The sequence below is a fragment of the Aeromonas jandaei genome (assembly GCF_037890695.1).
Taxonomy (GTDB): domain Bacteria; phylum Pseudomonadota; class Gammaproteobacteria; order Enterobacterales; family Aeromonadaceae; genus Aeromonas; species Aeromonas jandaei.
On record NZ_CP149571.1, the window covers coordinates 765,001 to 789,104 of the forward strand.

A 24,104-nucleotide genomic window follows, 5' to 3' on the forward strand; every position below is an offset into this window, starting at 1 on the left:
TTTGCCGAACAGGGCCAGGTAATTTCCGTACGCCTGATGAAGGACAAGGCAACCGGCAAGCGCAGAGGATTTGGTTTTGTCGAGATGCCTGCTGCCGATGCTGCCAAAGCGATTGCCGCATTGAATGACAAAGAGTATCAGCAGCGAACCCTCAAGGTACGCGAAGCGAACGACAAGCGAGACAAAGAGGAGAAGGAGGATGGTGAAGTCGAGGCTTGATCCCCCGTCAGAACCCCACCTCTTCCAGTGATGACAGCCCCCATGCTTGCAAGGGGGCTGTCAGTTTTTGGGCCTCCCCATCCAGCCGGGTGCAGTAAGCCCTGGCAATCACCTCTTCTATATGTACAGGCTGCACGGCGGCGTGCCCGCCATTGCTCAGCAACCAGGCCACCCGTTTGGCAACCGCACTGCCTGAGTCAATCAGCTGACATTGCGGCATCAGCAGCCCAATCTCTTCATTGAGTAGCGGGAAGTGGGTACAACCGAGCACCAGCGTATCCGGCTGCTCTTCCCCCTCCAGCCAGTCAGCCAGCACTTCACGCAGCAGCGCCATATTGACCGGCAGGCCCGCAAGCTTGTGCTCCGCTTCTATTACCAGCTCGGTGGTGCCCTTGAGCAGCACCCGCTTGCCGGGGGCAAACTGGGCGATCAGTTCGTGGGTATAGTCGCGGCTGACGGTACCTGGCGTGGCCAACAGGCCAATACAACCGTTGCGAGTCTGCGCGGCGGCGGGCTTGATGGCAGGCACCACCCCCACCACGGGAATATCCAGAGCCTCGCGCAGGGCCGGCAGCGCTATGGTGCTGGCCGTGTTGCAGGCAATCACCACCAGATCGATCTGATGACGGGCCACCATGGTGGTCACCAAGCGGGAACAGGCAGCAATCAGGGCGGGCTCACTCAATTCACCATAGGGGAAGTTGGCGTTGTCGAAGCAGTAGAAATAGTTGTGTGCCGGCAGAACGCGACGGATCTCGCGGTAGATGGTCAGACCACCCATACCGGAGTCAAACACGAGAATATTGGCCACTTGACCTCCCCCTTTGGTGCAAGGCGACGATCATACTCCCGCCTGCCGCCAATAGAAAAGGCCCTGCCAATGGCAGGGCCCCTGATTTTTCCGCTTGCCGGGTCCGGCTTAGAGTGAGTAATCCATTGTCACGTAGTAAGCGCGCTCATCGGCAGGGTAGCCCACCGCCGTCTGATAGTGCTTGCCCAGCAGGTTGTTGATCTTGCCCGATACCTTGAGCGCTGGCGTTACCTTGTAGCCAACGGCCAGATTCCAGAGGCTGTAACCACCCAGTTCGGTGGTGTTGGCCACATTGCCATACCGCTCACCCTGATAGATCCAGCTCAACGAGCCGTCAAACTGTTGCCACTGCGCCTGCGTAATCCACTTGGCCCCTTTGCGGGAGATCAACTGCAACTGTTTGTTGGTCACCTTGTCTTTGGGATCCTTATACTCGGCAGAGACCCGATGGCTCAACCAGCCAGTGTCGAATTCCCCTTCCAGCTCGACCCCTTCAATCCGAGCCTTGCCAACGTTTTGTGGTGATGACCCACCATTACCATTAGGGGCCCACTGGATCATCTGCTCGAAGTCATTGCGATAACCGGTCATGCGCCACTCAACACCCGCAGTTTGACCGTCCAGCATCAGCTCGCTGCTCTTCGACTCTTCCGGCTTCAAGTCGGGGTTGCCGAGACCCGGGTAGTAGAGGTCATTAAAGGAGGGAGCACGGAAACCGGTGCCGTAACGGGCACTCAGGCGGTAATCCTCCGCAAAACGCCAGCCAGCACCGGTCTGCCAGGTATTGTGGCGACCATACTGTTCGTTGTCATCGCTACGCCCGCTCAGCTCACCCTGCCATGTCTGGTTGTCGAATTGGGCTAGGGCATAGACCCCGGTATTGTCACGCTCCTTGGCCCCTGCCGGATAGGGGGAGCCAGAAGAACGCGAGCGATCGTCCAGCATGTCGCGCTGCCAGTCAGCACCGCCGCCGAGCGTCCACAGCTCGTTCAGCTTGATGCTGTTGACCCAGTTCAGGCTGTATTGACGGGTATAGGTCCGGTTATTGGCCTGATCGCGGCCACTGGTATCCTGATAGTCGTAAGCATCCTGTCTGGAGAAGGCGCCACGCAGCTCGCTCAGATAGCGCTCGTTGTGATAACGGGAACCCAGCTGATAACTCTGGTTTTCAGTCCAGGTCTCGTTGCGCTGCTGAGCGACATAAGAGTTGTCATACTGGGCAATATTGCGGAACCAGCGGGTCGTACCGAACAGATCCCAGTTGCTGCCAAGCGCCTGCTGATAATCGAGCATGGCGTTATAGCCACGGTGACCATGCTGGTCACCATCGTTGATGCCGGGTAAGGGGTGTACGTTATACCCCTCTTCATCATCAAAACCGCCAGCTACCTTGAGCTGACCCGCCTCGCCCACCTGACCGGTGCTGCTGAAAGATGCCTGACGTTGCTGATGGGAACCGGCCCCTACGTTGAACTTGTGCTGGCTCGCCCCCTTGTCGGGGCGGGTAATGATGTTGATCACCCCGCCGATGGCATCAGAACCGTAAATGGTGGCGCGCGGGCCACGAATATATTCGATGCGCTCCACCTGATTAAGCGGCAGGTTGTTCAGTTCGGTCATCCCGGCGGTCAGGGAGGCACTGCGCACCCCGTCCACCAGCACCAGCGTCTGGGAAGAGGTACCGCCACGCACCCGCAGCGAGCTCATCTGGCCGCGGCCACCATTGCTGACCACTTCCACGCCGGGCAGGGTCTTGACCACATCGGTCACGGTCTGGGCTTGCAGACGGTCGATCTCGTCCCGGGTCACCACATTGACCGGGGCCAGTACGCTGGAGGCGGGTTGGGCGACGCGGGTAGCGGTCACCACCATGGTGGGATTAACGGGAATGGTCAGCTGCTGGGCAAACGCCGCCGTCGGCAACAGGGCAGCCGCCAGAAATTTCTTCGACATGAGAGATCCTTAAGTTCGCGTAAGTATCTACTTCGTGGCCGGTTTCTCTCGGCCCGAAATACGAACTCTGGCAGGTCTTCGGGCTCGGGGGCTGATAGCCTACGGCGACGGCTTCCCGCCTGACGGCAGTGCCCTGATGTCGCTTCGTTCCCCCTTACCGCTGCGCGCCAGCTCCGGATTCTCACCGGATTCCCTATTAAGCATGATGCGCCAAAGCGGGAGGATTATAGGCAGAGCAACGCTGGATGTATAGCCATCCAGATTTCTATTTATTGCCCGCCAGCGCCTCCAGCCGCTGCTGGGCCCCCTCCATCACCGCCTGTACCCCGGGATGGGAGAGATGGCGCCCTGCCGAGACCAGATAATAAGAGAGGGTAACGTCGGCCAGAGTCGCAATCCGCTCCACTCCGTAGAGGCGGCCAATCTCGTCAGCCATCGCTAGCGGCGCTGGGAAGATCCCCATCCCCGCCTTGCCGAACGACTTCATCAGGGTGGAGTCATCAAACTGCCCCACCAGATGGGGATGAATGCCCTGCTGGCGATACCACTCCAGCAGCCGATCGTGGGTGGCCGACTTCTCTCCGGGAATAAGCAACGGCAACCCCTCCAGCGAGGCGGGAAAGCCATCCCGTGCCCGAGCCGCCAGCTCGGCGCTGGCAAACAGCGCCAGCGGGCTACGCCCTAGCTCATGGTTATAGCCGCGCACGCCGCTGTCGAGGGGAAGCGGGCGATCGATCAGCACCATATCCAGCTTGTGACGGGCCAGTTCGCTGAACAGCTGCTCGGCCCGCTCCTCATGACACACCAGCCGCAGCGGCGTCGCCAGCGCCATGGCGGGAGCCAGCAACTCGAACGCCAGAGTACGGGGTACCGAATCGGCGATCCCCACCTGCATGGTCAGCTCCTGACTGGCGTGGCGCAGGGTGTGCTCCAGCTCGGCGCCGAGCGAGAAAATCGCCCCCGCTTGCTCCTGCGCCTGCCGACCCGCAGCGGTCAGCACCAGACGCCGCCCCACCCGGTTGAACAGCGCCACCCCGAGGGACTGCTCCAGCTCGGCGACCTGACCGCTGATGGTCTGCGGCGTGAGGTGCAGCTGTTCGGCGGCCTGCGTCACGCTGCCGCAGCGCGCTACATGCCAGAAGTAGTAGAGCTGTTTGTAGTTGAGCATGCCGTTCCCTATCAGTTTTTTCCGAACAACCATCAGTGAGAATCTGATTTTATCGAAACATTGCGGGCTCTAGCATGCAACCATTATCTGAACTGCCCTGCGAGCCATCATGCTGGACGTCGTTGTTCTCTTCTTTCTGTTTGGTCTGCTGGCCGGTCTGGTGCGCTCCGAGCTCAAGCTGCCGCCCGCCCTTTACGACACTCTCTCCCTCTTTTTGCTGCTGGCCATCGGCCTCAAGGGCGGCGTCGGTCTGGCCCAGCAATCCCTGCAGCCTCTGCTGCCGCAACTGGCGCTGGTGATCCTGCTGGGCGTGGTGCAGACCCTGCTCGGCTTTGCCTTGCTGCGCCTCAAGATGAACCGGGTCGATGCCGCTGCCACCGCCGCCCACTACGGCTCGGTCAGCGTCGCCACCTTTGCGGTCGGGGTGAACTGGCTCACCGAACGGGGCATCAGCTTTGAATCCCAGCTCTCCATCTTTCTCGCGGTGATGGAGATCCCGGCCATTCTGGTGGGCATAGTGCTCGCCCGCGGCATCAGCCGCGAGACCCGCTGGCGCATGCTGGCCCACGAGACCTTCCTCGGCAAAGGGGTAACCCTGCTGCTCGGCGGCATGGCCATCGGCTATCTGGCCGGGCCGGACGGGATCGCTCCGCTCAAACCGCTGTTTGTCGACCTGTTCAAGGGGGCGTTGGCGCTGTTCCTGCTGGAGATGGGCCTCATCGTCGCCCGCCAGTGTCAGGATCTGCGCCGCCATGGCCTGTTCCTGCTCGGCTTCGCCCTGTTGATGCCGCTCGCCTCAGCGGGACTGGGATTGGCTGCTGGCCAACTGATGGGGCTCTCCCTCGGCGGCCTGACCCTGCTAGCCACCCTGGCGGCCAGCGCCTCCTATATTGCCGTGCCGGCCACCATGCGCATCGCCGTGCCCCAGGCCAACCCGGGGCTCTCTCTCAGCGCCGTGCTGGGGGTCACCTTCCCGTTCAACATCATGCTGGGGATCCCGCTCTACCACAGCTGGGCCCGCCACTTCACGGAGTAGCCACATGCAGACCGAGACCCGCACCCTGCTGACCATCATCACGGAAGCCAATCTGGAGCCTACCCTGCTGCGCACCCTAACCCGCGAGGGGCTGCGCGGCTACACCATCACAGATGCCCGCGGCAGGGGGGATCATGGCGAGCGCAACGCCAGCTGGAGCGAGAGCGGCAACATCCGGCTGGAGGCGATCTGCAGCCGGGAGCAAGCGGAGCGGCTGCTGGCCCACCTGCAGAGTCGCTACTACCCCGATTACGCCATGATCGCCTTTCTGCAACCGGTCGAAATCGTGCGACCCGAGAAATTCTGAGCCGGCTTGCCGGCTCTTTTTGTTTACCAAAAGCAAACGTTTAACAGCAAGGAACCAATACACATGAACACCCCTCCGCTGATCGGCCTGGTAATGGGCTCCGACTCCGACTGGCCCGTGCTGCAGGCCGCCGCCCGCATCCTCAAGGAGCACGGCGTGCCCTACGAGGCGCAGGTAGTCTCGGCCCATCGCACCCCGGATCTGCTGTTCGAGTATGCCGCCACTGCCCGCGAACGCGGACTACGCGCCATCATCGCCGGAGCCGGTGGCGCCGCTCACCTGCCGGGTATGGTCGCCGCCAAGACCACATTGCCCGTGCTGGGGGTACCCATCCCCTCCCGCCATCTCAAGGGAATGGACTCCCTGCTCTCCATCGTGCAGATGCCCAAGGGGGTGCCGGTCGCCACCTTCGCCATCGGCGAAGCGGGGGCTGCCAACGCCGCCCTGTTTGCGGTCTCTCTGCTCTCCGTTGCACAAGACGGCGACGCCCCCCGCTACCGGCAGCAGCTCGACGACTTCCGCACCCGTGAGCGCGACCGGGTGCTGGCCCTCACGCTGGAGGAGCCGACATGATCCTGCCCCCCGCCACCCTCGGCATGCTGGGGGGCGGCCAGCTCGGCCGCTACTTCGTGATGGCCGCCCACCGCCTCGGTTACAAGGTGGTGGTGCTGGATCCTGACCCGGCCAGCATCGCCGGTGCCGCCGCCGATCACCATATTGTCGCCCCCTATGACGACCAGACCGCCCTGCACGAGCTGGCTAGCCACTGCGAGGCCATCAGCTGCGAGTTCGAAAACGTGCCCGCCGCCTCCCTGGCGCTGCTGGAGCAGTACAAGCCGGTGCGCCCGGCCGCCAGCACGGTGCGGGTCTGTCAGGATCGCCGTGAAGAGAAAGCCTTTCTGCGCGGGGCCAACATCCCGGTTGCCCCCTCTCTGGCGCTACTGCCGGAAGAGCCCATCCCCGCACAGGCCAGCGAACTCTTCCCCGCAATTCTCAAGACTGCCCGCGAGGGGTACGACGGCAAGGGGCAGTGGCAGGTGAGCAATCTGGATGAGCTGGCGACGGCGCTGACAGCCAGTGGCGTGCCCTGCGTGCTGGAAAAACGGCTGACGCTGGAGGGGGAGTTTGCCCTGACCCTGGCCCGCAGCCCGAGCGGCGCCATCAGCGCCCTGCCGCTGGTGCAGAACTGGCACAGCGGCGGCATTCTCGATCAGACTCGCTCCCCGGCCAATGTGCCAACGCTGGAGCGCGAAGCCAAAGGGATCGCCGAGCGGCTGATCGCAGCCCTCGACTACGTCGGGGTGCTGACGGTGGAGTTCTTTCTGGTGGAAGGGCGACTGCTAGTCAACGAGCTGGCGCCTCGCCCCCACAATTCGGGTCACCCCAGTCTCGATAACGCCGCATGCAGCCAGTTCGAGTTGCAGGTGCGGGCCCTGTGCGACCTGCCGCTGCCAGAGCAGATCGCCGTGCGCCCCGCCCTGTTACTCAACCTGCTGGGGGATCTCTGGCAGAACGGCACCCCCGACTGGGCCACCCTGCTGGCGCAGCCCGGCCTGCATCTGCACCTCTATGGCAAGGGCGAACCCCGCCCCGGCCGCAAGATGGGCCACGTCACGGTGACCGGTGACGACTGGTCAACGGTGGAGGAGCGCTGCCGTCAGGCCCGCCAGCGGCTGGGGCTAGCGCCGCGCTGATCGACCATCGGAAATGCAAAGACCCGGGCATGGCCCGGGTCTCTGTTTTTGCTTGCTCTGGCTGGGAGCCTTGTCAGGCCCGTTCGGTGGTCAGCGCCACGGGAGCCGGCAGACGGATAGTGAGGGAGAGCACCAGCGCCACCACCAGCAACACCAGGATCAGGTGGAAGGTCGCCATAAAGCCGCCAAACAGGGAGGCCACGATAGAGCCGATGATGCTGCCCAGACCAAAGCCCAGATAGATAACGCCGTAGTTCTTGGTCAGGTTGTTGAGACCGAAGAAGTCGCTCACCAGCGAGGGGTAGACGGTGATGGTGCCGCCGAAGCTGAAGGCCACACAGGCAACCGCCACGAAGAACAGATTGGCATTGAGCGGTACGAACAGCAGCAGCGCCATGCCCGCCAGGGTAATCAACTGGGCGATGGTGATGACCCGGATGCGGGACATCTTGTCAGAGAGAATGCCCAGCACCAGACGGCCACCCAGGTTGGCCATGGCGATGATGGCAACGGCGTTGGCGGCGACCACGGCCGGCAGACCCACCATCTTCTCGCCGATATCCTTGGCCACGCCGATAACGTAGAGGCCGCTCATGCAGGCGGTGAGGAACATCAGCGCCAGCATCCAGTACTGCGGCTTGCGCATCGCCTCGGCCAGAGTGAAGTCACGGCTCTCGCTCTGCTGCACGGAGGCGGCCTGCTTGGGCGCATCCTTCATCAGCATGCCGCCCACCAGCACCATGGACATGGCGATCAGCCCCCACAGCTGGAAGGTGGTCTCAAGGCCGGAGCTGGAGAGCAGCAGCAGGTTGATGTATTTGAAACCGAGACTGCCGAGGCCATAGGCACCGATGGAGCAGGCGGAGATCAGCCCCTTGCGCTCCGGGAACCACTTCACGCAGTTGGAGAGGGTCATCAGGTAACCGGTACCGTCGGCAAAACCGACCAGAATGCCGGCGCAGAGGTAGAGCATCGCCAGATTGCTGGCATGGGCGGTGAGGAAGAAGCCGATGCCGAGCAGCACACCGGCGCCCAGGGTCACGTTGCGCACCCCGAATCGCTCCTGCAGCTTGCCCGCCATGGAGGAGGCGACCGCCAGCGAGAGGCTGAGCAGGCCGAAGGCGAAAGCGACCTGACTCACCGGCTCGTCCAGCTTGTCGGAGAGCTGGGCGTTGAACAGGCTCCAGGTGTAGACAGAACCCAGTGCGAACTGGGTGATGATGGTACCGATCAGTGTCAGGTACCGGGTGCGATTCATCTCTTTGGTCATGATGCGTCTCGGTCGATGGCCTTAAGGAAATTGAGGCCACTATAGGCAAGACGCAGCTCGCGCCGATCGATTAAGGCATGAAATGCAGATCGGCGGGAATGAATGACAATCAGAGCCGCATCAGCTGACGGAACGCCTTGATGTTGCTGCGACTGACCGGCACCTCGAACGGCAGATCATGGAGCCGAATGAGATAGGTGCTGTTAAACCAGGGGACGATTTCGCGGATCTTGTTGATGTTGACGCAGTAGGAGCGGTGGCAGCGGAAGAACCCCTCGGCAGGCAAGCGGCTGACAAACTCGCTGATGGTCATGGTCATCACGTAACGGTCATCGCGGGTGTAGACATAGGTGAGCTTCTCGTCGGCTTCCGCGTAGTAGATCTGCTCGCAGGGGGTGACGATGATGCGCTCCCCCTTCACCAGATTGACGGTGCGATTCTGCGCTGCCCCCGGCTCGCTCCCCTGCCCCGCCTGCGCCTTGCCCGCCTGCTCCAGCTTTTGCAACAGGCTGATGAGGCGCGGCTCGTTATAGGGTTTGAGGATGTAGTCGAACGCCTCCAGCTCGAACGCCTCCACCGCAAACTCCTTGTAGGCGGTGACGAAGACGATGTGGGGCGGGTGACTCGACTTGTGCAGGTTCTTGGCCAGCAGCAAGCCGTCGATGGAGGGGATCTGGATATCCAGAAACACCACGTCCACCTCGTGATCCTGCAGGTATTTGAATGCCTCCAGCCCATCCTCAAAGCTCGCCACTATCTCGATGGTGCTGTGCTGATTCACCAGATAGATGAGCTCCTCGCGAGCCAGATATTCATCTTCCACTATGATCGCTTTCAGCATGACAACACCTCTCGCGGCACACACTTATCCTCAACCATGATGGCACTCAGCATGGCATCGACTCCTGATCCGGCAGATAGAAACTCACCTCGGTACCCGGCTCCAGCCGCTTGAGGTGCAGGCCATCGCCATAGAGCAGCTTGACCCGCTGATGTACGTTCATCAGGCCGATGCTGCGGCTCTCCACCCGACCGGCGGCCACCCCGTCGATCACCTCCTGACTGATGCCGTAACCGGTGTCCCGCACCGCCACCCGGATGCCGCCCGCCAGCTGTTTCACCTCGATGGTGACCCGGCCCGGCGCACTACGGGGCTGGATGCCGTGCAGGATGGCGTTTTCCACCAGCGGCTGCAACAGCAGGCTCGGCACCTCGATATGCACGTCATCCACATCGAACACCACCTCCAGCTTGTCGCCAAAGCGGGCCTGCTCGATGGCCACGTAGTCGCGCACCTGCTGCAACTCCTCCTTGATGTCGATGAGGGTGTCCCCCTTGTTGAGGTTGTAGCGCAGGTAATCCGCCAGATTGGCGATCAGCTGGCGCGCCTGCTGGGGCCGGATGCGGATCAGCGACGAGATGGCATTGAGGGCATTGAACAGGAAGTGCGGGTTGATCTTGCTCTGCAGCGCGGTGAACTCCGCCTTGCGGGTCATCTCTTTCAACTGCTCGATGCGCGACACCTCCATCTGGGTGGAGATGAGTTGGGAGAGGCCGACCGCCATCTCCCGCAGCGAACTGGTGATGCTGTGGGTGCGACGGTAGTAGATCTTGAGGGTGCCGCTGACGGCGCCGTTCTCCCGCAGCGGAATAATGATGACCGAGTGGAAGTCGGCCAGATGGTACTGGCGCAGATCGTTGTTGATGATGATCTGGTCGAGCAGCACCGCCTGCTGGGTCATGCCGCTGATGGCGTGGTGCTCCTCCAGCTCGTAGTAATCCTTGCCCACCCCGACATAGGCCAGCACGTCGCGGGTGTCGGTGATGGCCACCGCGTCGGCACTGATCTCGCTGCGAATGATGGCGCAGACCTGGCTCAGGGAGTGGCGATCGATGTTCTGGAAGAAGGGCAGCGTCTTGTTGGCGATGTCGAGCGCCAGCTTGGCCTGCTTGGCGGCAATCAGCTCCTTCTCGTCATCCAGATCCTGCACCAGCTTGATGATGAGGCCGATGCAGAGCGCCCCGGCGATCATCGGGTAAGCGATATGGCTGACGATCTCGACGCCCACCTCGTGCGGCTCGGTCAGCAGCCAGATCAGCAGCATGGTGAGCCCTTCACAGAGCATCCCCGCCAGAATGCCGTAGAGCCAGAGCCGCGACTTGCGGCAGCGCAGGTGCAGCCAGGTGGCGAGCAGGCCGGCGATGATGCTGGCGATGAGGCACGGGATCGAAGTGTGGCCATCCATGTCGATGAGATAGCGGTGCAGACCGGAGATAACCCCGGCCGGAATACCGACCCAGGGGCCAAACAGAATGCCGCCCGAGATAATGGCGATGATCCGCACGTTGACCAGCGCCCCCTCCACCGGAATGCCGGTATAGGTACTGAACACCGCAAACAGACAGAAGATGGTGGCAACCAGCACCCGCTCCGCCGGTGTATGATCCTGTTTCTGGAACAGCCGCTGGAACGGCCGGGTGCGGGTCAGGAAGAAGAGGGTCATCAGCATCAGCGCCGCCCGTTCGAACACCGCCAGCAGCATCATCTGATTTTCAAGCATCCAGACCCCCTCTTGTCACTCGTTCAACCCACAATCATCACCAAAAACCGGGGCCGGATAAACCAGCCCCAGCGACATCAACAATATTGGCCGGCCACCCAGCCGGATGACCAGGCCCACTGGAAGTTGTAGCCACCGAGCCAGCCGGTCACATCCACCACCTCGCCGATGAAGTAGAGGCCGGGCACCTTGCGCGCTTCCATGGTCTTGGAGGAGAGCTCGTTGGTATCGACGCCACCTAGGGTCACTTCTGCGGTGCGATACCCCTCGGTGCCGTTAGGCAGGATCTGCCAGTCACCCAGCAGGTTGGCGATCGCCTCAAGTTCCCGTTCGTTATATTGGCGCATCGGCTTGCTGACCAGCTGACCCAGCTCCACCAGCTTGTCGACGAAGCGCTTGGGCAGCTCGCGCCCCAGCACGGTTTTCAGCTCCTGTGCCGGATGCGCATGTGCCCATTCGCGCAAGGCAGCCGGAATATCCAGCTCCGGCAGCAGGTTGATGTGGATCTTCTCGCCGGCGTGCCAGTAGGAGGAGATCTGCAGGATGACGGGGCCGGAGAGGCCGCGATGGGTGAACAGCATCGCCTCCTTGAAGCGGGTGCCATCCTCGGCGGTCACCGTCACCGGCAGGCTGATGCCCGCCAGATCGGCGAACGCCTCTTTCTCCGCCTGATGGAGGGTGAAGGGCACCAGACCGGCGCGGGTCGGAATGACCTTGAGGCCAAACTGCTCCGCCAGCTTGAAGCCGTATGGGGTCGCCCCCAGCTTGGGCATGGAGAGACCACCGGTGGCGATGACCAGCGAGTGACAGCCGATCTCCCCCTTGCTGGTCGTCAGCACGAAACCCTCGCCCTGCTTGCTGACGGTGAGGATCTCGGTCTGGAACTGCAGGGTCACCCCGGCCCAGTCGCACTCGGTAAGCAGCGCATCGACGATCTCCTTGGCGCTCTCGAGACAGAAGAGCTGCCCCAGGGTGCGCTCGTGATAGTTGACCCCGTGGCGATCCACCAGATCGATGAAATCCTGCTGGGTGTAGCGAGCCAGTGCCGACTTGCTGAAGTGGGGATTCTCCGACAGGTAGGCGTGAGCGCCAGCCTGATGGTTGGTGAAGTTGCAGCGACCACCGCCACTGATGAGGATCTTGCGGCCCGGTTTCTTGGCATTGTCGAGCACCAGCACCGAGCGGCCCCGATAGCCCGCCTGCGCCGCACACATCAATCCGGCCGCACCGGCCCCGATCACCACCACATCGACCTGCTTCATCATCACTCACTTATCAAAATAGAAACGGCACCTGGCCAGAACCGAGATTGCCTCTGGCGGAACACAACCATAGTGGCTGCCAACCAGAATAAACAACGGCCCTTAAAAGGGCCGTTATTGTACTGGCTGAACACTAAGTGTCCACGACTATCAGGCGTTGCTGTCCATGATGCTGGCCGGAGCGCCCTTGGCCAGTTCGGCCAGCTCCTTGTCGATGAAGTAGAGGCCTTTGCCATCTTCCCCCACCAGACCGAGACGGTCGACGATGCTCTTGAACAGCTTCTCCTCTTCATGCTGCTCGGCCACATACCACTGCAGGAAGTTGAAAGTGGAGTAGTCCTGAGTAGTGAAGGCTACGTGGGCCAGACCATTGATGCACTTGGTGATGTGGTACTCGTGCTCCAGGGTGGTACGGAACACGTCGCCCAGCGACTTGAACTCGTGGGGAGGGGCATCGATGGCGCCCAGCTTGGGCATGGCACCTGTCTCGCTCACATAGGTGAACAGACGCTCCATATGCTGGCGCTCCTCGACGGCGTGCTGGCGCAGGAAGGTGGCAGCACCTTCGAAACCCTTGTCTTCACACCAGGCGCTCATCTGCAGATAGAGATTGGAGGAGTAGAACTCCAGGTTAATCTGCTCGTTCAACTTCTCGATCATGGCTTTGGCCAACATCTTGTTTCTCCTCAGTGATTTGGTATCGATTGTCGCCACACTCCGGCCATGAATCAACCCGCCAGAGAGAGGGGGATCCCGTTCCTGCCAACTCAGGGTGTCAGCTCGCCAAGGGAGGCGACATCCACCGGCGCACCGTAATCGACGCCCGGCAACTCGAAGCCGTTGAGCTGCATGAAATCCTGCCGCAACCCGGCAAAATCCCCCAGTCCGTGGAAATTGTCCGGCGTCACCTTGGGCCAGAGCGCCGAAACGGCGGCCTGAATGGCCGGGTCGAGCTCGTGGTCATCCATCCGGATCAGCCGGTTGCCATCGGCCACCACCCCATTGGGCCCGTACATCTTGGTGGCGAACAGTCGCTGCATCTGCTCGATGCAGCCCTCGTGTACGCCGCGTTCCTTCATCACCCCCATCAGCAGGCCGAGATAAACCGGCAGCACCGGAATATAGGCGCTCGCCTTGGTCACCAGCGCCTTGCAGACCGACACCCAGGCGTGGCCACCGATCTCGGCCAGCTGCAGGTTGATGGTCTCGGCGGTGGCGTGCAGATGCTCCTTGGCATAACCGATGGTGCCATCCCGATAGAGGGGATAGGTGGATTCGGGGCCGATGTAGGAGTAAGCGACGGTCTGTGCACCAGCGGCGAGACAATCCGCCTGCTGCAACGCCTGCATCCAGAGCTGCCAATCCTCGCCCCCCATCACGGTCACGGTATCGCGGATCTCCTCCGGCGTGGCAGGCGCCAGCGACTGCTGCACCAGCGTATCGCGCTCCAGATCCAGCCCCCAGCCGCTGAACGGCTGGCCGGTAGTCTTGAGCACCGAACGCACCTGCGTGCCATCGGGCAGCACCCGGATGCCGCTCGCGAGCGAATAGATCACCAGATCCACCTGCCCCAGCTGCTGGCGGATGGTGTCGATAGCCTGCTGGCGCATGCCGTCGGAGAAGGCATCACCGATCAGGTTGATGGCGATGCGACCCTCCTGCTCCGCCTCCTTGCGAAACCAGATGTTGTTGTACCAACCGGCACTGCCCAGCCCCTTGTCGGAGGGGCCACGCTCGAACGAGATGCCAATGGTGTCGGCACCGGCACCGAAGGCGAGCGCAATGCGCGACGCCAGCCCGAACCCGGAGGAGGCCCCCAGCACCAGCACCCGCTTGGGCCCGCTGAACGGGCCGGCGGCCTTGATGCGTTCGATCTGCTGCTGCACGGCGGCGCGGCAGCCGATAGGGTGACAGTTGCGGGCAACACAGCCCTGGATCTGCGGATGAATGATCATGAGAAGGCCTCCAAAGAAACTGGCTACAGCATAACCAAGTCGCGGGAGATTAACTTGATGCCGGATCTCTATCAGCAAGAAAACGGCAAGAAAAGCAGCAGGAAATCAGGCAGAAAAACAAAAGGGAGCACGTGGCTCCCCAAAGCGGTATTCAGATGCTTTTTGTTGTTTTGTGTTCATTGCGAAGCACGGGCACATCCTATGCCTCTCACTGGCTGCGGGCAATAGAGTGGGTGTGACCTGGCTCAAACTCCTGTTTAATTTACGAGCAAAAAGTGATTATTAATTGAGTCAATTGCAACCGCAGACTCGAAATTAAACTCGTTCAAATCCCTAAACTGTGCCCAAGGCACCATTTTAGTTTCAGCAGAGATTGGTATAGTGAGTGAAGGATCGGTAAGGAGACATCCCATGAGTGGTACAACCTATTACAAGCACATTCTGGCTGCGATCGACCTGTCGGAAGATAACCGCAAGGTGATCGACAAGGCGGTGGACAGAGCCCGTTCCAACGGCGCCAAGCTGTCGGTTATCCATGTCGATGTGGACCTCAAGGATCTCTACACCGAGATGATCGATATCGACATCGACAACGTGCAGGATCAGGTGATCGCCGAAGCGAAAGAGAAGCTGGAGGCCTTTCTCGCCTCGGTGGACTACCCCATCGAGAAGAAGCTGGTTATCTGCGGCGATCTGAGCGAACGGGTCAATCAGGCGGTCAAGGAGTACGAGATCGATCTGCTGGTGTGCGGCCATCGCCAGAGCTTCTGGAGCCTGCTCACCTCGAGCGCCCGTCAGCTGATGAATACCGTGCCCTGCGATCTGCTGGTCGTTCCCTTGCAGAAGTGATCAAACCGGCGTAGTGTGATTTGCCATGAATATGACCTCATTCAATCACAACTACTGGTGGTGCTGCTCTTAAACAGGCGGCACCGCGTTTCTATTGTAAATTTCCCAAAGAAAACACCGTGACCGCCGAGAGGCGGTCAACTGTTTTTATCCCTTTGTCGCCTCCCGGCTCACCCAACTGGAGAGAGTGACATGCACAACCCCGTTATCCTGACTGGCGATCGTCCCACCGGCAAACTGCATATCGGCCACTATGTCGGCTCCCTGCGCCAGCGCGTCGAAGCCCAGCACCACTACCGTCAATTCGTGATGATCGCCGATCTGCAGGCGCTGACCGACAACGGCCACAACCCGGCCAAGGTGACTGACAATGTGCTGGAGGTGATGGCCGACTATCTGGCGGTCGGCCTCGACCCGGCCAAGACCACCTTCTGTCTGCAGAGCGCCCTGCCCGCCCTCGCCGAGCTCACCTGCTACTACCTCAATCTGGTCAGCGTCGCCCGGCTGGAACGCAACCCCACCGTCAAGACGGAGATCCAGCAAAAAGGGTTCGAACGCACGCTGCCGGCAGGTTTTCTGGTTTATCCGGTGAGTCAGGCCGCCGACATCACCGCCTTTCGCGCCAGCCATGTGCCGGTCGGGGAAGATCAGCTGCCGATGTTGGAGCAGACCAACGAGATCGTCCGCCGCTTCAACTCTCTGGTAGGCAAAGAGGTGCTGACCGAATGCCAGCCGATCCTGAGCGACACCGGCCGCCTGCCCGGCATCGACGGCAAGGCCAAGATGTCCAAGTCTCTGGGCAACACCATAGAGCTCGGCATGTCGGCGGAAGAGGTCAAACAGGCGGTGTTCGCCATGTATACCGACCCCAACCACCTCAAGGTGAGCGATCCGGGTCAAGTGGAGGGGAATACGGTGTTCACCTATCTCGATGCCTTCCACCCCGACAAGGAGCTGGTCGTCGAGATGAAGGCGCACTACCGGCGCGGCGGACTGGGCGACATGCGCTGCAAACAGGTGCTGAACGACTGCCTGCAGACCCTGCTCGCCCCGATGCGGGAGCGCCGTGCTGCGGCCATCGCCGACAAGAAGATGCTGCTGGAACTGCTCTATCAGGGCACCGAGCAGGCCCGCATCATCACCGATGAGGTTTTGGCGGAGGTGAAAAGCGCCATGGGGCTCGACTACTTCGCCAGCATCCGCTGAGTCGGCGTACCGAGCGCATCGGCGCCGTAGAGGTCGTACACCAGCTGGTGCAGCAGGCTCTTGAACCAGCTGATCGCCTCGTCATGGGCGGTCAGCGGGTGGCCCGCCATCAGATAGACGATAGGAATCTCCGGATCCAGCTGATGCATCCGCAGCGGGTAGTAGCGGCAGAAGTGGCGCCCGATCATCTCGGGCACCACCACCAGATAGCGGCCGGTCGCCATCAGCGGCGGCACCGCCATAAAGCTCGGTAACCTGACCCCCAGCTCCCGCTCCACCCCGAAGCGGGCCAGCCAGAGCTCCACCATCGCCTGGCTGTGGCCCCAGCTGGAGGTGTGGATATGGGGGCGGCTGACCAGCTCGACCGGAGTCAACAGATCGGGCAGCTCGCTGCCAAGGGGCGACAGGCAGACCAGCGGATTGCTGAACCACTCCTCGCGCCAGAGACGGGGCGAGAGGTGGTTGGCACCGGCAAAACCGATCACCAGATCCAGCTCCCCCTTCTCCAGCTCCCGCTCGTAGTCGCTGTCGGCCAGTTCGCACACCTCCAGCCGGCAGTGGGGCGCTGCGCGGAACAAGCGATCCACCAGCAACGGCACCAGCCCGTGCTCTACCGAACCCGGGGTGGCGATGCGGAAGATCCGCCGCGCGCTGGCAGGTTCGAATCCCTTGGCCTGCCGCAACCCCTGCTCCAGCATCGCCAGCGCCTGCCGCACCGGCCCGGCCAACGCCTTGGCCCGCTCGGTCGGCATCATCTCCCGTCGGCTCATCACGAAGAGGGGGTCATCCAGCGCGATCCGCAACCGACCCAGCGCATGGCTGACGGTGGATTGGGAGAGATGCAGCCGTTCAGCGGCACGGGTGACGTTGCGCTCCTGCATCAGCATGTCGAATACGGCGAGCAGGTTGAGGTCGAGGCGGGAGAGAGAGCTATCCATCGATATTAGCCATAGTTGAATGCCGACAATTCATTTTTACCATAGTAACAGATTACCTAGAATGCGCAGGCTTAATACATCGGAGATTAAAATGCGTAGCTATCTGTTATTGCTGGCCATCGGCCTGCTGTGGGGTTCCCAGTTCATTTTCATGCACCAGGCCGTTGCCGAGCTGCCCCCCATTCTGGTGGCTGCGGGTCGTGCCCTGTGTGGCAGTCTGACCCTGGGTCTGCTCTGCCTGTTCATGCGCCTCAAGAGTGAAAACACCCCGTGGCGTACCTACATGCTGATCGCCCTGCTGGATGCCACCATCCCCTTCATCATGGTCGCCTGGGGCCAGCAGTATGTGGATAGCGCCATCGCTGCCGTGGTCATGGGTTGTATCCCGTTTGTGACCATTCTGGCTGCACCGCTGTTTATTTCTGGTGAAAGAATCACCAAAACCGGCCTGCTCTCCGTGATCATCGGCTTTGCCGGTGTGCTCACCCTGTTCTGGCCGAAACTCTCCCAGGGCATGAACGCCGGTCTGCTCGGTGCCATGGCCATCCTGCTGGGTGCCAGCTGCTTCGCTATCGGTCTGCTGATGATCAAGCGCTTCGCCAAGGATCACCCTGTGGTCGTTGCCCGCAATATCCTGATCTCCTCGGCCACCCAGTTGCTGCTGGTTGCCCCCTTCATGGTTGACCTGAGCAGCCTGACCCTGCCGAGCAGCCAGGCCCTGAGCGCGATTACCGTGCTGGGTACCCTCTGTACCGGTCTGGTCTACTTCCTCTACATGGCGCTGATCCAGAAGGCCGGCCCGACTTTCGCCTCCTTCAGCAACTATCTGGTGCCGCTGTTCGGCGTGATGCTGGGCGCCCTGTTCCTCGGTGAACAGATCCACCCCACCACCGGCGTGGCCCTGGCCCTGATCCTCGGCTCGGTCGCCATGAACCAGTGGGCCCAGCAGCGTCGTGTACAGCGTGAGGCAACCCTATGTCAGGCATCTTGACCACCCTGTGCGGCGGTCTGGTCCTGATTGCCGGCTGGCAGTATCGCCAGCGACTGGCGGGCATGCTGGGGCTGTTGATGGTACTGCTGCCCTGGTTCTTCGATAGCAAGCTGCAAGCCATGCTGAGCTATGCCCTGAGTGCCTGAATCACTTTTCTGAGTGTGTGAAGAGAGTACATCTCTCCTATTTTTTGGGACTGTTTTAAAAAAACCTCCGATTTGTCCCCCGCTACCGGCGCTCTGCGCCGGTTTTTTTATGCCCGCTTGCCGCCACTCACATCCGGTAGCGGTAGTCGATCCGCTCGTTCTTGCGCGGCCCGGTGATTTGCCAGCTCAGCAGAAAACCGCCGTCAATCTCGGTCAGCTCGGCGCGGTAGTGGTCTGCCCCGCACAGATGGGGCTCGGCGGTCAGCCAGCAGCCATCCCCTTGCGGCAGCAGCTCGAACAACTCGACCGGCGCTTCATAACGCAGGTGAGAAAGGCGGATCCCCCGCTCGCTACGCTGCCACCAGAAACGGTTGTGCATGGTGAGCACCCGACCATGGGGAGTGGTGTAGCTCCCCTGCTCGCTGAAGAGCCAGCCACCCTGATGATCGGTCACCGCCACGACCCCTTCGCCGCGACCATTCCAGTCGGTCGCCGACCCCTCGCCATTGCTGGCGGTGAAGTCAAATGCTCCGACCTGTGGCAATCGTGCCCATAAACGCTGGATTGCCGCTTGCATCTCGGCCATCATAGCCCCCTCAAAAATTGACAACTGATGACAAATCAACCACATGAACTACTTGATAGGGGTCACCCTGCTCTGGTCATTCTCCTTCAGCCTGATCGGGGTCTACCTCGCCGGTCAGGTGGATGCCTACTTTTCGGTGCTGACCCGCATCGCTCTCGCCAGTCTGGTGTTTCTACCCTTCCTGCGTCGCCGCTGGCTGCGACCCGCTCTGGCAGGCAAACTGATGGCTCTCGGTGCCATCCAGCTCGGCATCATGTATCTCTTCTACTACCACTCCTTTCTGCTGCTGACGGTACCGGAAGTGCTGGTCTTTACCATCTTCACCCCCATCTACGTCACCCTGCTCCACGACCTGCTTGAGCGGCGCTTCAACCTCGCCTATCTGTGGGGAGCCCTGCTGGCCGTCGCCGGTGCAGCCGTGATCCGCTTTGACGGGCTGACCGAGAGTTATGCGCTGGGCTTTCTGGTGGTGCAGGGAGCCAACCTCGGCTTTGCCATGGGTCAGGTGGGCTACAAGGTACTGCTGGCAAGGGAGGCGGAGCAACCGCCACAGCTGGCGATTTTCGGCTGCTTCTATCTGGGAGCACTGGTGATCGCCCTGCCTGCTTGGTGGTTGCTGGGCAAACCCCAGTACCCGACCAGCGGGCTGCAGTGGGGCATTCTGCTCTGGCTCGGGGTGGGCGCTTCGGGACTGGGCTACTTCCTGTGGAACAAGGGGGCAACGCTGGTCAGCAGCGGGGTGCTCGCCATCATGAACAATGCGCTCATTCCGGCCGGCCTGCTGGTCAATCTGCTGATCTGGGGCAAGGATACCGATTTGACCAGACTGGCCATCGGCGGAGTGCTGATGCTGGCATCCCTCAAGGTGTGCCAGCATCGCAAGGTCACTTCATCCTGAGTGGCAACTAGCCGACGACGGCGTTGCGCTCCCGTCTGGCCTGACCGTGGCAGGTGGCCAGACGGGCCAGCAGATGGTCAAGCTGCTCGCCGGGCTGGCTCTGTACCAGCCCGATACTGACGGTCACTGGCCGCTGTGGCAGCAGGCTGGCGTCGGCAATTTCGAGGCGCAGCCGTTCGGCAATCTCCAGCCCCTTCATCCGCTCGGTGCGGGAGAGCATCAGAATAAAGCCATCCTCATCCCAGCGGGCGAAGGGATCTTCGCGGCGCAGCTCGTGGCGCACGATGCGCGCCAGCTTGGCCAGCATGGCGTCACAGGCAACCTCGCCAAAGAGCTGGCGGATCTTGGCCATGTGATCGACGGAGAATTGCAACAGGCTGAAGGTTCCCCCCTCGGCCAACAGCCTCTCCTCCAGCAGTTGCTCGAAGCGGCTGCGACTCTCCAGCCCGGTCAGCGGATCGGTACCGTGCCGCTCTTCCACCAGCACGACGGCGGGATCGAGATGGCGTACCACGCCAAGCAGATGGCCCCGTTCGTCACGGCGGATCCGCTCTTCCAGCCGGATGTAGTGGCCGTGGTGGTGAAGAATGCGATATTCGAGGCGCAGACCGCTGCTGCGGCCGCTCTGGCAGGCGCTCAGGGCATCAGCCAGCCGGGCAACGTCATCGGGATGCACCCGCTCCAGCCAGCCGAGATCATCCGGCCAGCTATCGCCAAGCCCCAGCAGGCGCAGGCAGGAGGGGTCGCGGCGCAACCCCTGTTGCGGGGACCAGGCCAGATCCCCGCCTCCAGCAGCGCCATGGCATCAAACAGCAGACCCGGATCAAGCCGGGCGGTGACATCCACCAAAGGTGTCTTGAGCATTTCCATGGGGCACCTCGAAACCGAATCTGAAGAGCTGATTCATAAGTAACATTGGCCATGGCGGCGAGCAACAGGGTCAGCTCGCTTTTCCGTGATAACCCTCCATCAGGGTCTGCCAGTTATCCGGTACGAAGTGGAAGCTGGTGTGCAGTTGGGACTCCTTGTTGAAGGAGCGCAAGAGCCGCTCCAGATTGCCCTTCTGCCACTCGCCGGGGGAGCGGATCGCCCCCTTGTCGAAGTCGATCACCCACACCTTCTCATCCTTATCGAGCAGCAGGTTGTGGCTGTTGAGATCGGCGTGGTAAACCCCGGCATCGTGCAGCTGGCGCACCGTCTGGCCAATCTTGTGCCACACCTCGCTGGCAACCGGCCCCTGCTTGAGCAGGGCGACCATGTCCTTGGCACCGCGAATACGCTCGATCAGGATGTCGGCGCGATAAAATGGGCCCTGTTTGGCCATCCGCGCACCGAACGGACGCGGCACCGGCAACCCCAGTTCGCACAACTTGGCCAGCAGGGTGTATTCCGCCATGGCGCGGCTCGATTCGACCCCTTCGAACCAGAAGCGATCCCGCACCACCTTGCCCACCATGCCGCCACGATAGTAGTGGCGCAGCACCAGATGGCGGGACTCATCCTTGACGAACCAGGTCACACCGCGGCCAATGGAGGTTCCCACCACCTGACGGTTGTTCTGCCACCAGGCCGGTTCGAATAACTGGGAAGTGGGGTCGCGAAAGGCCCCTTCGGCGAACCAGCAAACCTGGTTGTGTTCGGTCTGTATCAGCATCATGAAGATCCCGCTCGGTGGGTCGTTGATCGCCCCTATGTATGGGCGATGAGGCTGCGACTGTGGCATGCCCGCAACATGTGCCAGCCATGGCGGCTATTAGGGTGGCAAAGCCCGGCTGACGATTGCGCGCAATTTTACAATCCACAGGGGAGTTTGCATAATGCCATCCACCCTTTTTGCCAGCCGTGCGCCACATCATGCCGCTATTTCAAACGCCTCCCTCCTCCATCTGCATTCTGCGGCTCTCCGCCATCGGCGACTGCTGCCACGCGCTGGCACTGGTACGGGTCATCCAGCGGGAGTGGCCGCAAACCCGCATCACCTGGATCACCGGGAAAATCGAGGCAACCCTGTTTGCCGATCTGCCCGGTGTCGAGGTGATCGCCTTCGACAAGAGCAAGGGATGGCGCGGCTATCGCGACCTGTGGCAGACCCTCCGGGGACGCCAGTTTGATGCCCTGCTGCATCTGCAGGCTGCCATGCGCGCCAGCATCGCCACCCTCGGCATCAAGGCCAGGGTCAAACTCGGGTTTGATCGGGAGCGGGCCAACGACGGTCAGTGGCTGTTCACCAACCACAAGGTGCCCTCGCCCACCTCTCCCCACGTGCTGGACGGTTTCCTCGCCTTTGCCAAAGAGCTCGGCATCAAGGATCTGACCCCGGATTGGCAGCTGCCCATCAGCCCCGAACACCAAGCCTGGGCGAAAGAGAAGATTGGTGGCAAACCGACCCTGCTGATCTGCGCCGCCGCCAGCAAGGCGTTCAAAAACTGGACGGCTGCGGGCTATGCCGCACTGGCGGATCACGCAGCCAGCAAGGGTTTTCAGGTCTATCTCTGTGGCGGGCCAGCCAAACTGGAGCGTGATCTGACTGCCGAGATCCGGCAACTCAGCCAGAGCAAGCCGGTCGATCTGGTTGGCCAGACCAACCTCAAGCAGCTGCTGGCGCTGATTGGTGAGGCGAGTCTGGTGCTGGCCCCCGACACAGGCCCAACCCACATGGCCACCATTGTCGGCACACCGGTCATCGGCCTCTATGCCCACCACAATCCGGCCCGCACCGGCCCCTATCTCTGCCGGGATTATGTCGTCAGCGTCTATCAGACCCTGATTGAGCAGGAGACCGGCAAGCCGCTGGCCGAGCTTGGCTGGCGCACCCGCCTCAAGGATCCCGATGCCATGCGAAAAATCACCAGCGAGCAGGTGATCGCCGCCTTCGATCGCCTCTGCGCCGATCGCCATCTGCCTGACTGAAAGCAGCTCGGAAATCCCGAGCAGTGAGGCAGGGATAACCTGATGGCCCCATGCCGGAGCGACAGGCAGAATAAAGACCGATGTGGGTTACGCTCCCGCAACAAGCTACGAACACTTTGATCGGCCGGAATATGATTCCGGCCGTTTTTTTATTCGCCACCTTCTGTTAAAATTCGCCGCCTTTACATCCCCCTGATCCAAGAATTTATCCGCATCATGCGTTTGGCTGTCTCCCTTTCGGGCACAAGACGGCGGCCTCTGCTACAACCAAAATGCGGGTCCCGATTAAAGGTAATAACATGGCGCAACAAGGCACTCTCTATATCATCTCCTCCCCGAGCGGCGCAGGTAAATCCAGTCTGCTCAACGCCTTGCTGACCAACCACAATCAAGCTGGCAAGATGCAGCTGTCGGTCTCCCACACCACACGCGCCACCCGCCCCGGCGAAGAGCACGGTGTCCACTACCACTTCGTCAAGGTGGAAGAGTTCAAGGAGCTGATCGAGCGCGGCGATTTTCTGGAGTGGGCCGAAGTATTCGGCAACTACTACGGAACCTCCCGCGCCGCCATCGAAGCCTGTCTGGCGCAGGGAATCGACGTATTCCTCGACATCGACTGGCAGGGCGCCCGCCAGATCCGCGAACTGATGCCGACCAAGTCCATCTTCATCCTGCCTCCCAGCCGTGAAGAGCTGGAACGCCGCCTGATTGGCCGCGGTCAGGACAGCGCAGAGGTGATCGCCGGCCGGATGGCAAAAGCCATTGCCGAAATGGTGCACTACGACGAATATGACTACGTGATTATCAATGAAGAGTTCGAGCAGGCACTGTTCCAGCTCAGAGCCATTATTGAGTGCCAACGGCTGGAGATGCGTCATCAACAGCAGGCACAACAAAACTTGCTGCAACAGTTACTGGCAGAATAAGCCAAAAACGAGTAAACTTTTGCGTCATTTTTAAACACCGCTTTTCTAAACACAGAAAGCCCACATAACTGGAGTCCTGCATGGCACGCGTTACTGTAGAAGATGCTGTAAAACAGGTTGGTAACCGTTTTGACCTGGTGCTGGTCGCCGCACGCCGCGCCCGTCAAATCGCGGTTCAAGGCAAAGATCCGCTGGTTGAAGAAGAGAACGACAAGCCGACCGTGATCGCCCTGCGTGAGATCGAACTGGGTCTGGTAAACAACCAGGTAATGGACACCCAGGACCGCTACGAGCAGCAAGAACAGGAAGCCGCCGAGCTGGCTGCCGTTGCTGCCATCGCCGAAGGCCGCGGTTAAGTCACTCTTTCCCCATAGTCGGCACCCGCCCGGGTGCCGACTGTTCATCCCCATTTACAACC

At 61.2% G+C, this 24,104-nt stretch carries 25 protein-coding genes, 1 pseudogene and 1 riboswitch (1 of these 27 running past the window's edge); of the genes and pseudogenes, 13 read left to right on the top strand and 13 right to left on the bottom strand.

Annotation, left to right across the window (positions count from 1 at the left end; all coding sequences use genetic code 11):
• Nucleotides 1–219: the 3' end of an RNA recognition motif domain-containing protein gene (locus WE862_RS03775; RefSeq protein ID WP_042031129.1), read on the top strand. Its footprint begins 273 nt before the window's first position; the window shows 219 of its 492 coding nt (coding positions 274–492); its start codon lies off the left edge, out of view; the stop codon is at nt 217–219.
• A gap of 7 nt (nt 220–226) precedes the next feature.
• Here WE862_RS03775 and murI read toward each other — a convergent pair whose 3' ends face one another.
• From murI to WE862_RS03790, 3 genes are all read right to left on the bottom strand, one after another.
• Nucleotides 227–1,030: a glutamate racemase gene (gene murI, locus WE862_RS03780; RefSeq protein ID WP_042031128.1), complete on the bottom strand. Its 804-nt coding sequence runs from the start codon at nt 1,028–1,030 to the stop codon at nt 227–229.
• A 108-nt stretch (nt 1,031–1,138) separates the two neighbouring features.
• Nucleotides 1,139–2,983, bottom strand: coding sequence for a TonB-dependent receptor domain-containing protein (locus WE862_RS03785; RefSeq protein ID WP_042031127.1), 1,845 nt, complete (start codon nt 2,981–2,983; stop codon nt 1,139–1,141).
• A 52-nt stretch (nt 2,984–3,035) separates the two neighbouring features.
• Nucleotides 3,036–3,213: riboswitch (cobalamin riboswitch) on the bottom strand.
• A gap of 35 nt (nt 3,214–3,248) precedes the next feature.
• The gene (locus WE862_RS03790) at nt 3,249–4,151 is read right to left on the bottom strand and encodes a LysR family transcriptional regulator (protein ID WP_042031126.1); all 903 of its coding nucleotides are present in this window, start codon (nt 4,149–4,151) and stop codon (nt 3,249–3,251) included.
• A gap of 109 nt (nt 4,152–4,260) precedes the next feature.
• Here WE862_RS03790 and WE862_RS03795 point away from each other — a divergent pair, with 109 nt between their 5' ends.
• The 4 genes from WE862_RS03795 to WE862_RS03810 all read left to right on the top strand — a co-directional run bounded on the left by WE862_RS03795 (nt 4,261) and on the right by WE862_RS03810 (nt 7,188).
• Entirely contained in the window at nt 4,261–5,187 is a 927-nt protein-coding gene (locus WE862_RS03795; RefSeq protein ID WP_042031125.1) for a sodium-dependent bicarbonate transport family permease, read from the top strand.
• A 4-nt stretch (nt 5,188–5,191) separates the two neighbouring features.
• Nucleotides 5,192–5,494 (top strand): P-II family nitrogen regulator, encoded by a 303-nt coding sequence (locus tag WE862_RS03800; protein WP_033138869.1) that lies wholly within the window; start codon nt 5,192–5,194, stop codon nt 5,492–5,494.
• Nucleotides 5,495–5,557: 63 nt separating this feature from the next.
• Nucleotides 5,558–6,067: a 5-(carboxyamino)imidazole ribonucleotide mutase gene (gene purE / locus WE862_RS03805; RefSeq protein ID WP_042031124.1), complete on the top strand. Its 510-nt coding sequence runs from the start codon at nt 5,558–5,560 to the stop codon at nt 6,065–6,067.
• Entirely contained in the window at nt 6,064–7,188 is a 1,125-nt protein-coding gene (locus tag WE862_RS03810; RefSeq protein ID WP_042031123.1) for a 5-(carboxyamino)imidazole ribonucleotide synthase, read from the top strand. The genes purE and WE862_RS03810 overlap by 4 nt, the downstream gene beginning before the upstream one ends.
• A 73-nt stretch (nt 7,189–7,261) precedes the next feature.
• On the opposite strand, the gene WE862_RS03815 is transcribed toward WE862_RS03810, so the two are convergent.
• From WE862_RS03815 to fabV, 6 genes are all read right to left on the bottom strand, one after another.
• Nucleotides 7,262–8,458, bottom strand: coding sequence for an L-lactate MFS transporter (locus WE862_RS03815; RefSeq protein WP_019446255.1), 1,197 nt, complete (start codon nt 8,456–8,458; stop codon nt 7,262–7,264).
• Between the two features lie 109 nt (nt 8,459–8,567).
• A complete protein-coding gene (locus WE862_RS03820; RefSeq protein WP_042031122.1) occupies nt 8,568–9,299 on the bottom strand; it encodes a LytR/AlgR family response regulator transcription factor in 732 nt (243 codons plus the stop codon).
• A gap of 46 nt (nt 9,300–9,345) precedes the next feature.
• Entirely contained in the window at nt 9,346–11,019 is a 1,674-nt protein-coding gene (locus tag WE862_RS03825) for a sensor histidine kinase (protein ID WP_033115291.1), read from the bottom strand.
• A gap of 77 nt (nt 11,020–11,096) precedes the next feature.
• A complete protein-coding gene (locus WE862_RS03830; RefSeq protein ID WP_042031121.1) occupies nt 11,097–12,281 on the bottom strand; it encodes an NAD(P)/FAD-dependent oxidoreductase in 1,185 nt (394 codons plus the stop codon).
• Nucleotides 12,282–12,431: 150 nt separating this feature from the next.
• Nucleotides 12,432–12,956, bottom strand: coding sequence for a non-heme ferritin (ftnA, locus tag WE862_RS03835; RefSeq protein WP_041210835.1), 525 nt, complete (start codon nt 12,954–12,956; stop codon nt 12,432–12,434).
• Nucleotides 12,957–13,048: 92 nt separating this feature from the next.
• Complete coding sequence (fabV, locus tag WE862_RS03840; RefSeq protein WP_042031120.1) at nt 13,049–14,236, bottom strand: enoyl-ACP reductase FabV; 1,188 nt, start codon at nt 14,234–14,236, stop codon at nt 13,049–13,051.
• A 411-nt stretch (nt 14,237–14,647) separates the two neighbouring features.
• Here fabV and WE862_RS03845 point away from each other — a divergent pair, with 411 nt between their 5' ends.
• Nucleotides 14,648–15,085 (top strand): universal stress protein, encoded by a 438-nt coding sequence (locus tag WE862_RS03845; RefSeq protein WP_005339229.1) that lies wholly within the window; start codon nt 14,648–14,650, stop codon nt 15,083–15,085.
• 192 nt (nt 15,086–15,277) lie between these two features.
• Nucleotides 15,278–16,291 carry a tryptophan--tRNA ligase gene (gene trpS / locus WE862_RS03850; RefSeq protein ID WP_042031119.1) on the top strand — a complete coding sequence of 338 codons (1,014 nt, stop codon included), beginning with the start codon at nt 15,278–15,280 and terminating at the stop codon, nt 16,289–16,291.
• Here the strand turns inward: trpS and WE862_RS03855 are convergent.
• Nucleotides 16,270–17,229 (bottom strand): LysR family transcriptional regulator, encoded by a 960-nt coding sequence (locus WE862_RS03855; protein WP_033115285.1) that lies wholly within the window; start codon nt 17,227–17,229, stop codon nt 16,270–16,272. The two genes, trpS and WE862_RS03855, sit on opposite strands and share 22 nt — an antisense overlap.
• 91 nt (nt 17,230–17,320) lie before the next feature.
• On the opposite strand from WE862_RS03855, the gene WE862_RS03860 reads away from it, so the two are divergent.
• Together WE862_RS03860 and WE862_RS03865 are read left to right on the top strand one after the other, a co-directional pair.
• Nucleotides 17,321–18,220 (top strand): DMT family transporter, encoded by a 900-nt coding sequence (locus tag WE862_RS03860; protein ID WP_041210832.1) that lies wholly within the window; start codon nt 17,321–17,323, stop codon nt 18,218–18,220.
• Nucleotides 18,205–18,366: a hypothetical protein gene (locus WE862_RS03865; RefSeq protein ID WP_104016764.1), complete on the top strand. Its 162-nt coding sequence runs from the start codon at nt 18,205–18,207 to the stop codon at nt 18,364–18,366. Before WE862_RS03860 ends, WE862_RS03865 begins: the two co-directional genes overlap by 16 nt.
• Nucleotides 18,367–18,493: 127 nt before the next feature.
• On the opposite strand, the gene WE862_RS03870 is transcribed toward WE862_RS03865, so the two are convergent.
• Nucleotides 18,494–18,952, bottom strand: a complete 459-nt coding sequence (locus tag WE862_RS03870; RefSeq protein ID WP_042031138.1) for a DUF6314 family protein — start codon at nt 18,950–18,952, stop codon at nt 18,494–18,496.
• Nucleotides 18,953–18,995: 43 nt separating this feature from the next.
• Between WE862_RS03870 and WE862_RS03875 the strand changes: the two genes are divergently transcribed.
• Entirely contained in the window at nt 18,996–19,850 is an 855-nt protein-coding gene (locus tag WE862_RS03875; RefSeq protein WP_042031118.1) for a carboxylate/amino acid/amine transporter, read from the top strand.
• Between the two features lie 7 nt (nt 19,851–19,857).
• Here the strand turns inward: WE862_RS03875 and WE862_RS03880 are convergent.
• Both WE862_RS03880 and WE862_RS03885 read right to left on the bottom strand, forming a co-directional pair.
• Nucleotides 19,858–20,720, bottom strand: a pseudogene (locus tag WE862_RS03880) (GGDEF domain-containing protein).
• Between the two features lie 70 nt (nt 20,721–20,790).
• A complete protein-coding gene (locus WE862_RS03885; protein ID WP_042031136.1) occupies nt 20,791–21,504 on the bottom strand; it encodes a 3-deoxy-D-manno-octulosonic acid kinase in 714 nt (237 codons plus the stop codon).
• 200 nt (nt 21,505–21,704) lie between these two features.
• Between WE862_RS03885 and WE862_RS03890 the strand changes: the two genes are divergently transcribed.
• The 3 genes from WE862_RS03890 (at nt 21,705) to rpoZ (ending at nt 24,042) form a co-directional block, all read left to right on the top strand.
• Complete coding sequence (locus tag WE862_RS03890) at nt 21,705–22,760, top strand: glycosyltransferase family 9 protein (RefSeq protein ID WP_042031133.1); 1,056 nt, start codon at nt 21,705–21,707, stop codon at nt 22,758–22,760.
• Nucleotides 22,761–23,059: 299 nt separating this feature from the next.
• Nucleotides 23,060–23,686, top strand: a complete 627-nt coding sequence (gmk, locus tag WE862_RS03895) for a guanylate kinase (protein WP_033115281.1) — start codon at nt 23,060–23,062, stop codon at nt 23,684–23,686.
• Nucleotides 23,687–23,766: 80 nt separating this feature from the next.
• On the top strand, nt 23,767–24,042 hold the full coding sequence (gene rpoZ / locus WE862_RS03900; protein WP_026456240.1) for a DNA-directed RNA polymerase subunit omega: 276 nt from the start codon (nt 23,767–23,769) through the stop codon (nt 24,040–24,042).
• Nucleotides 24,043–24,104: the final 62 nt, after the last annotated feature.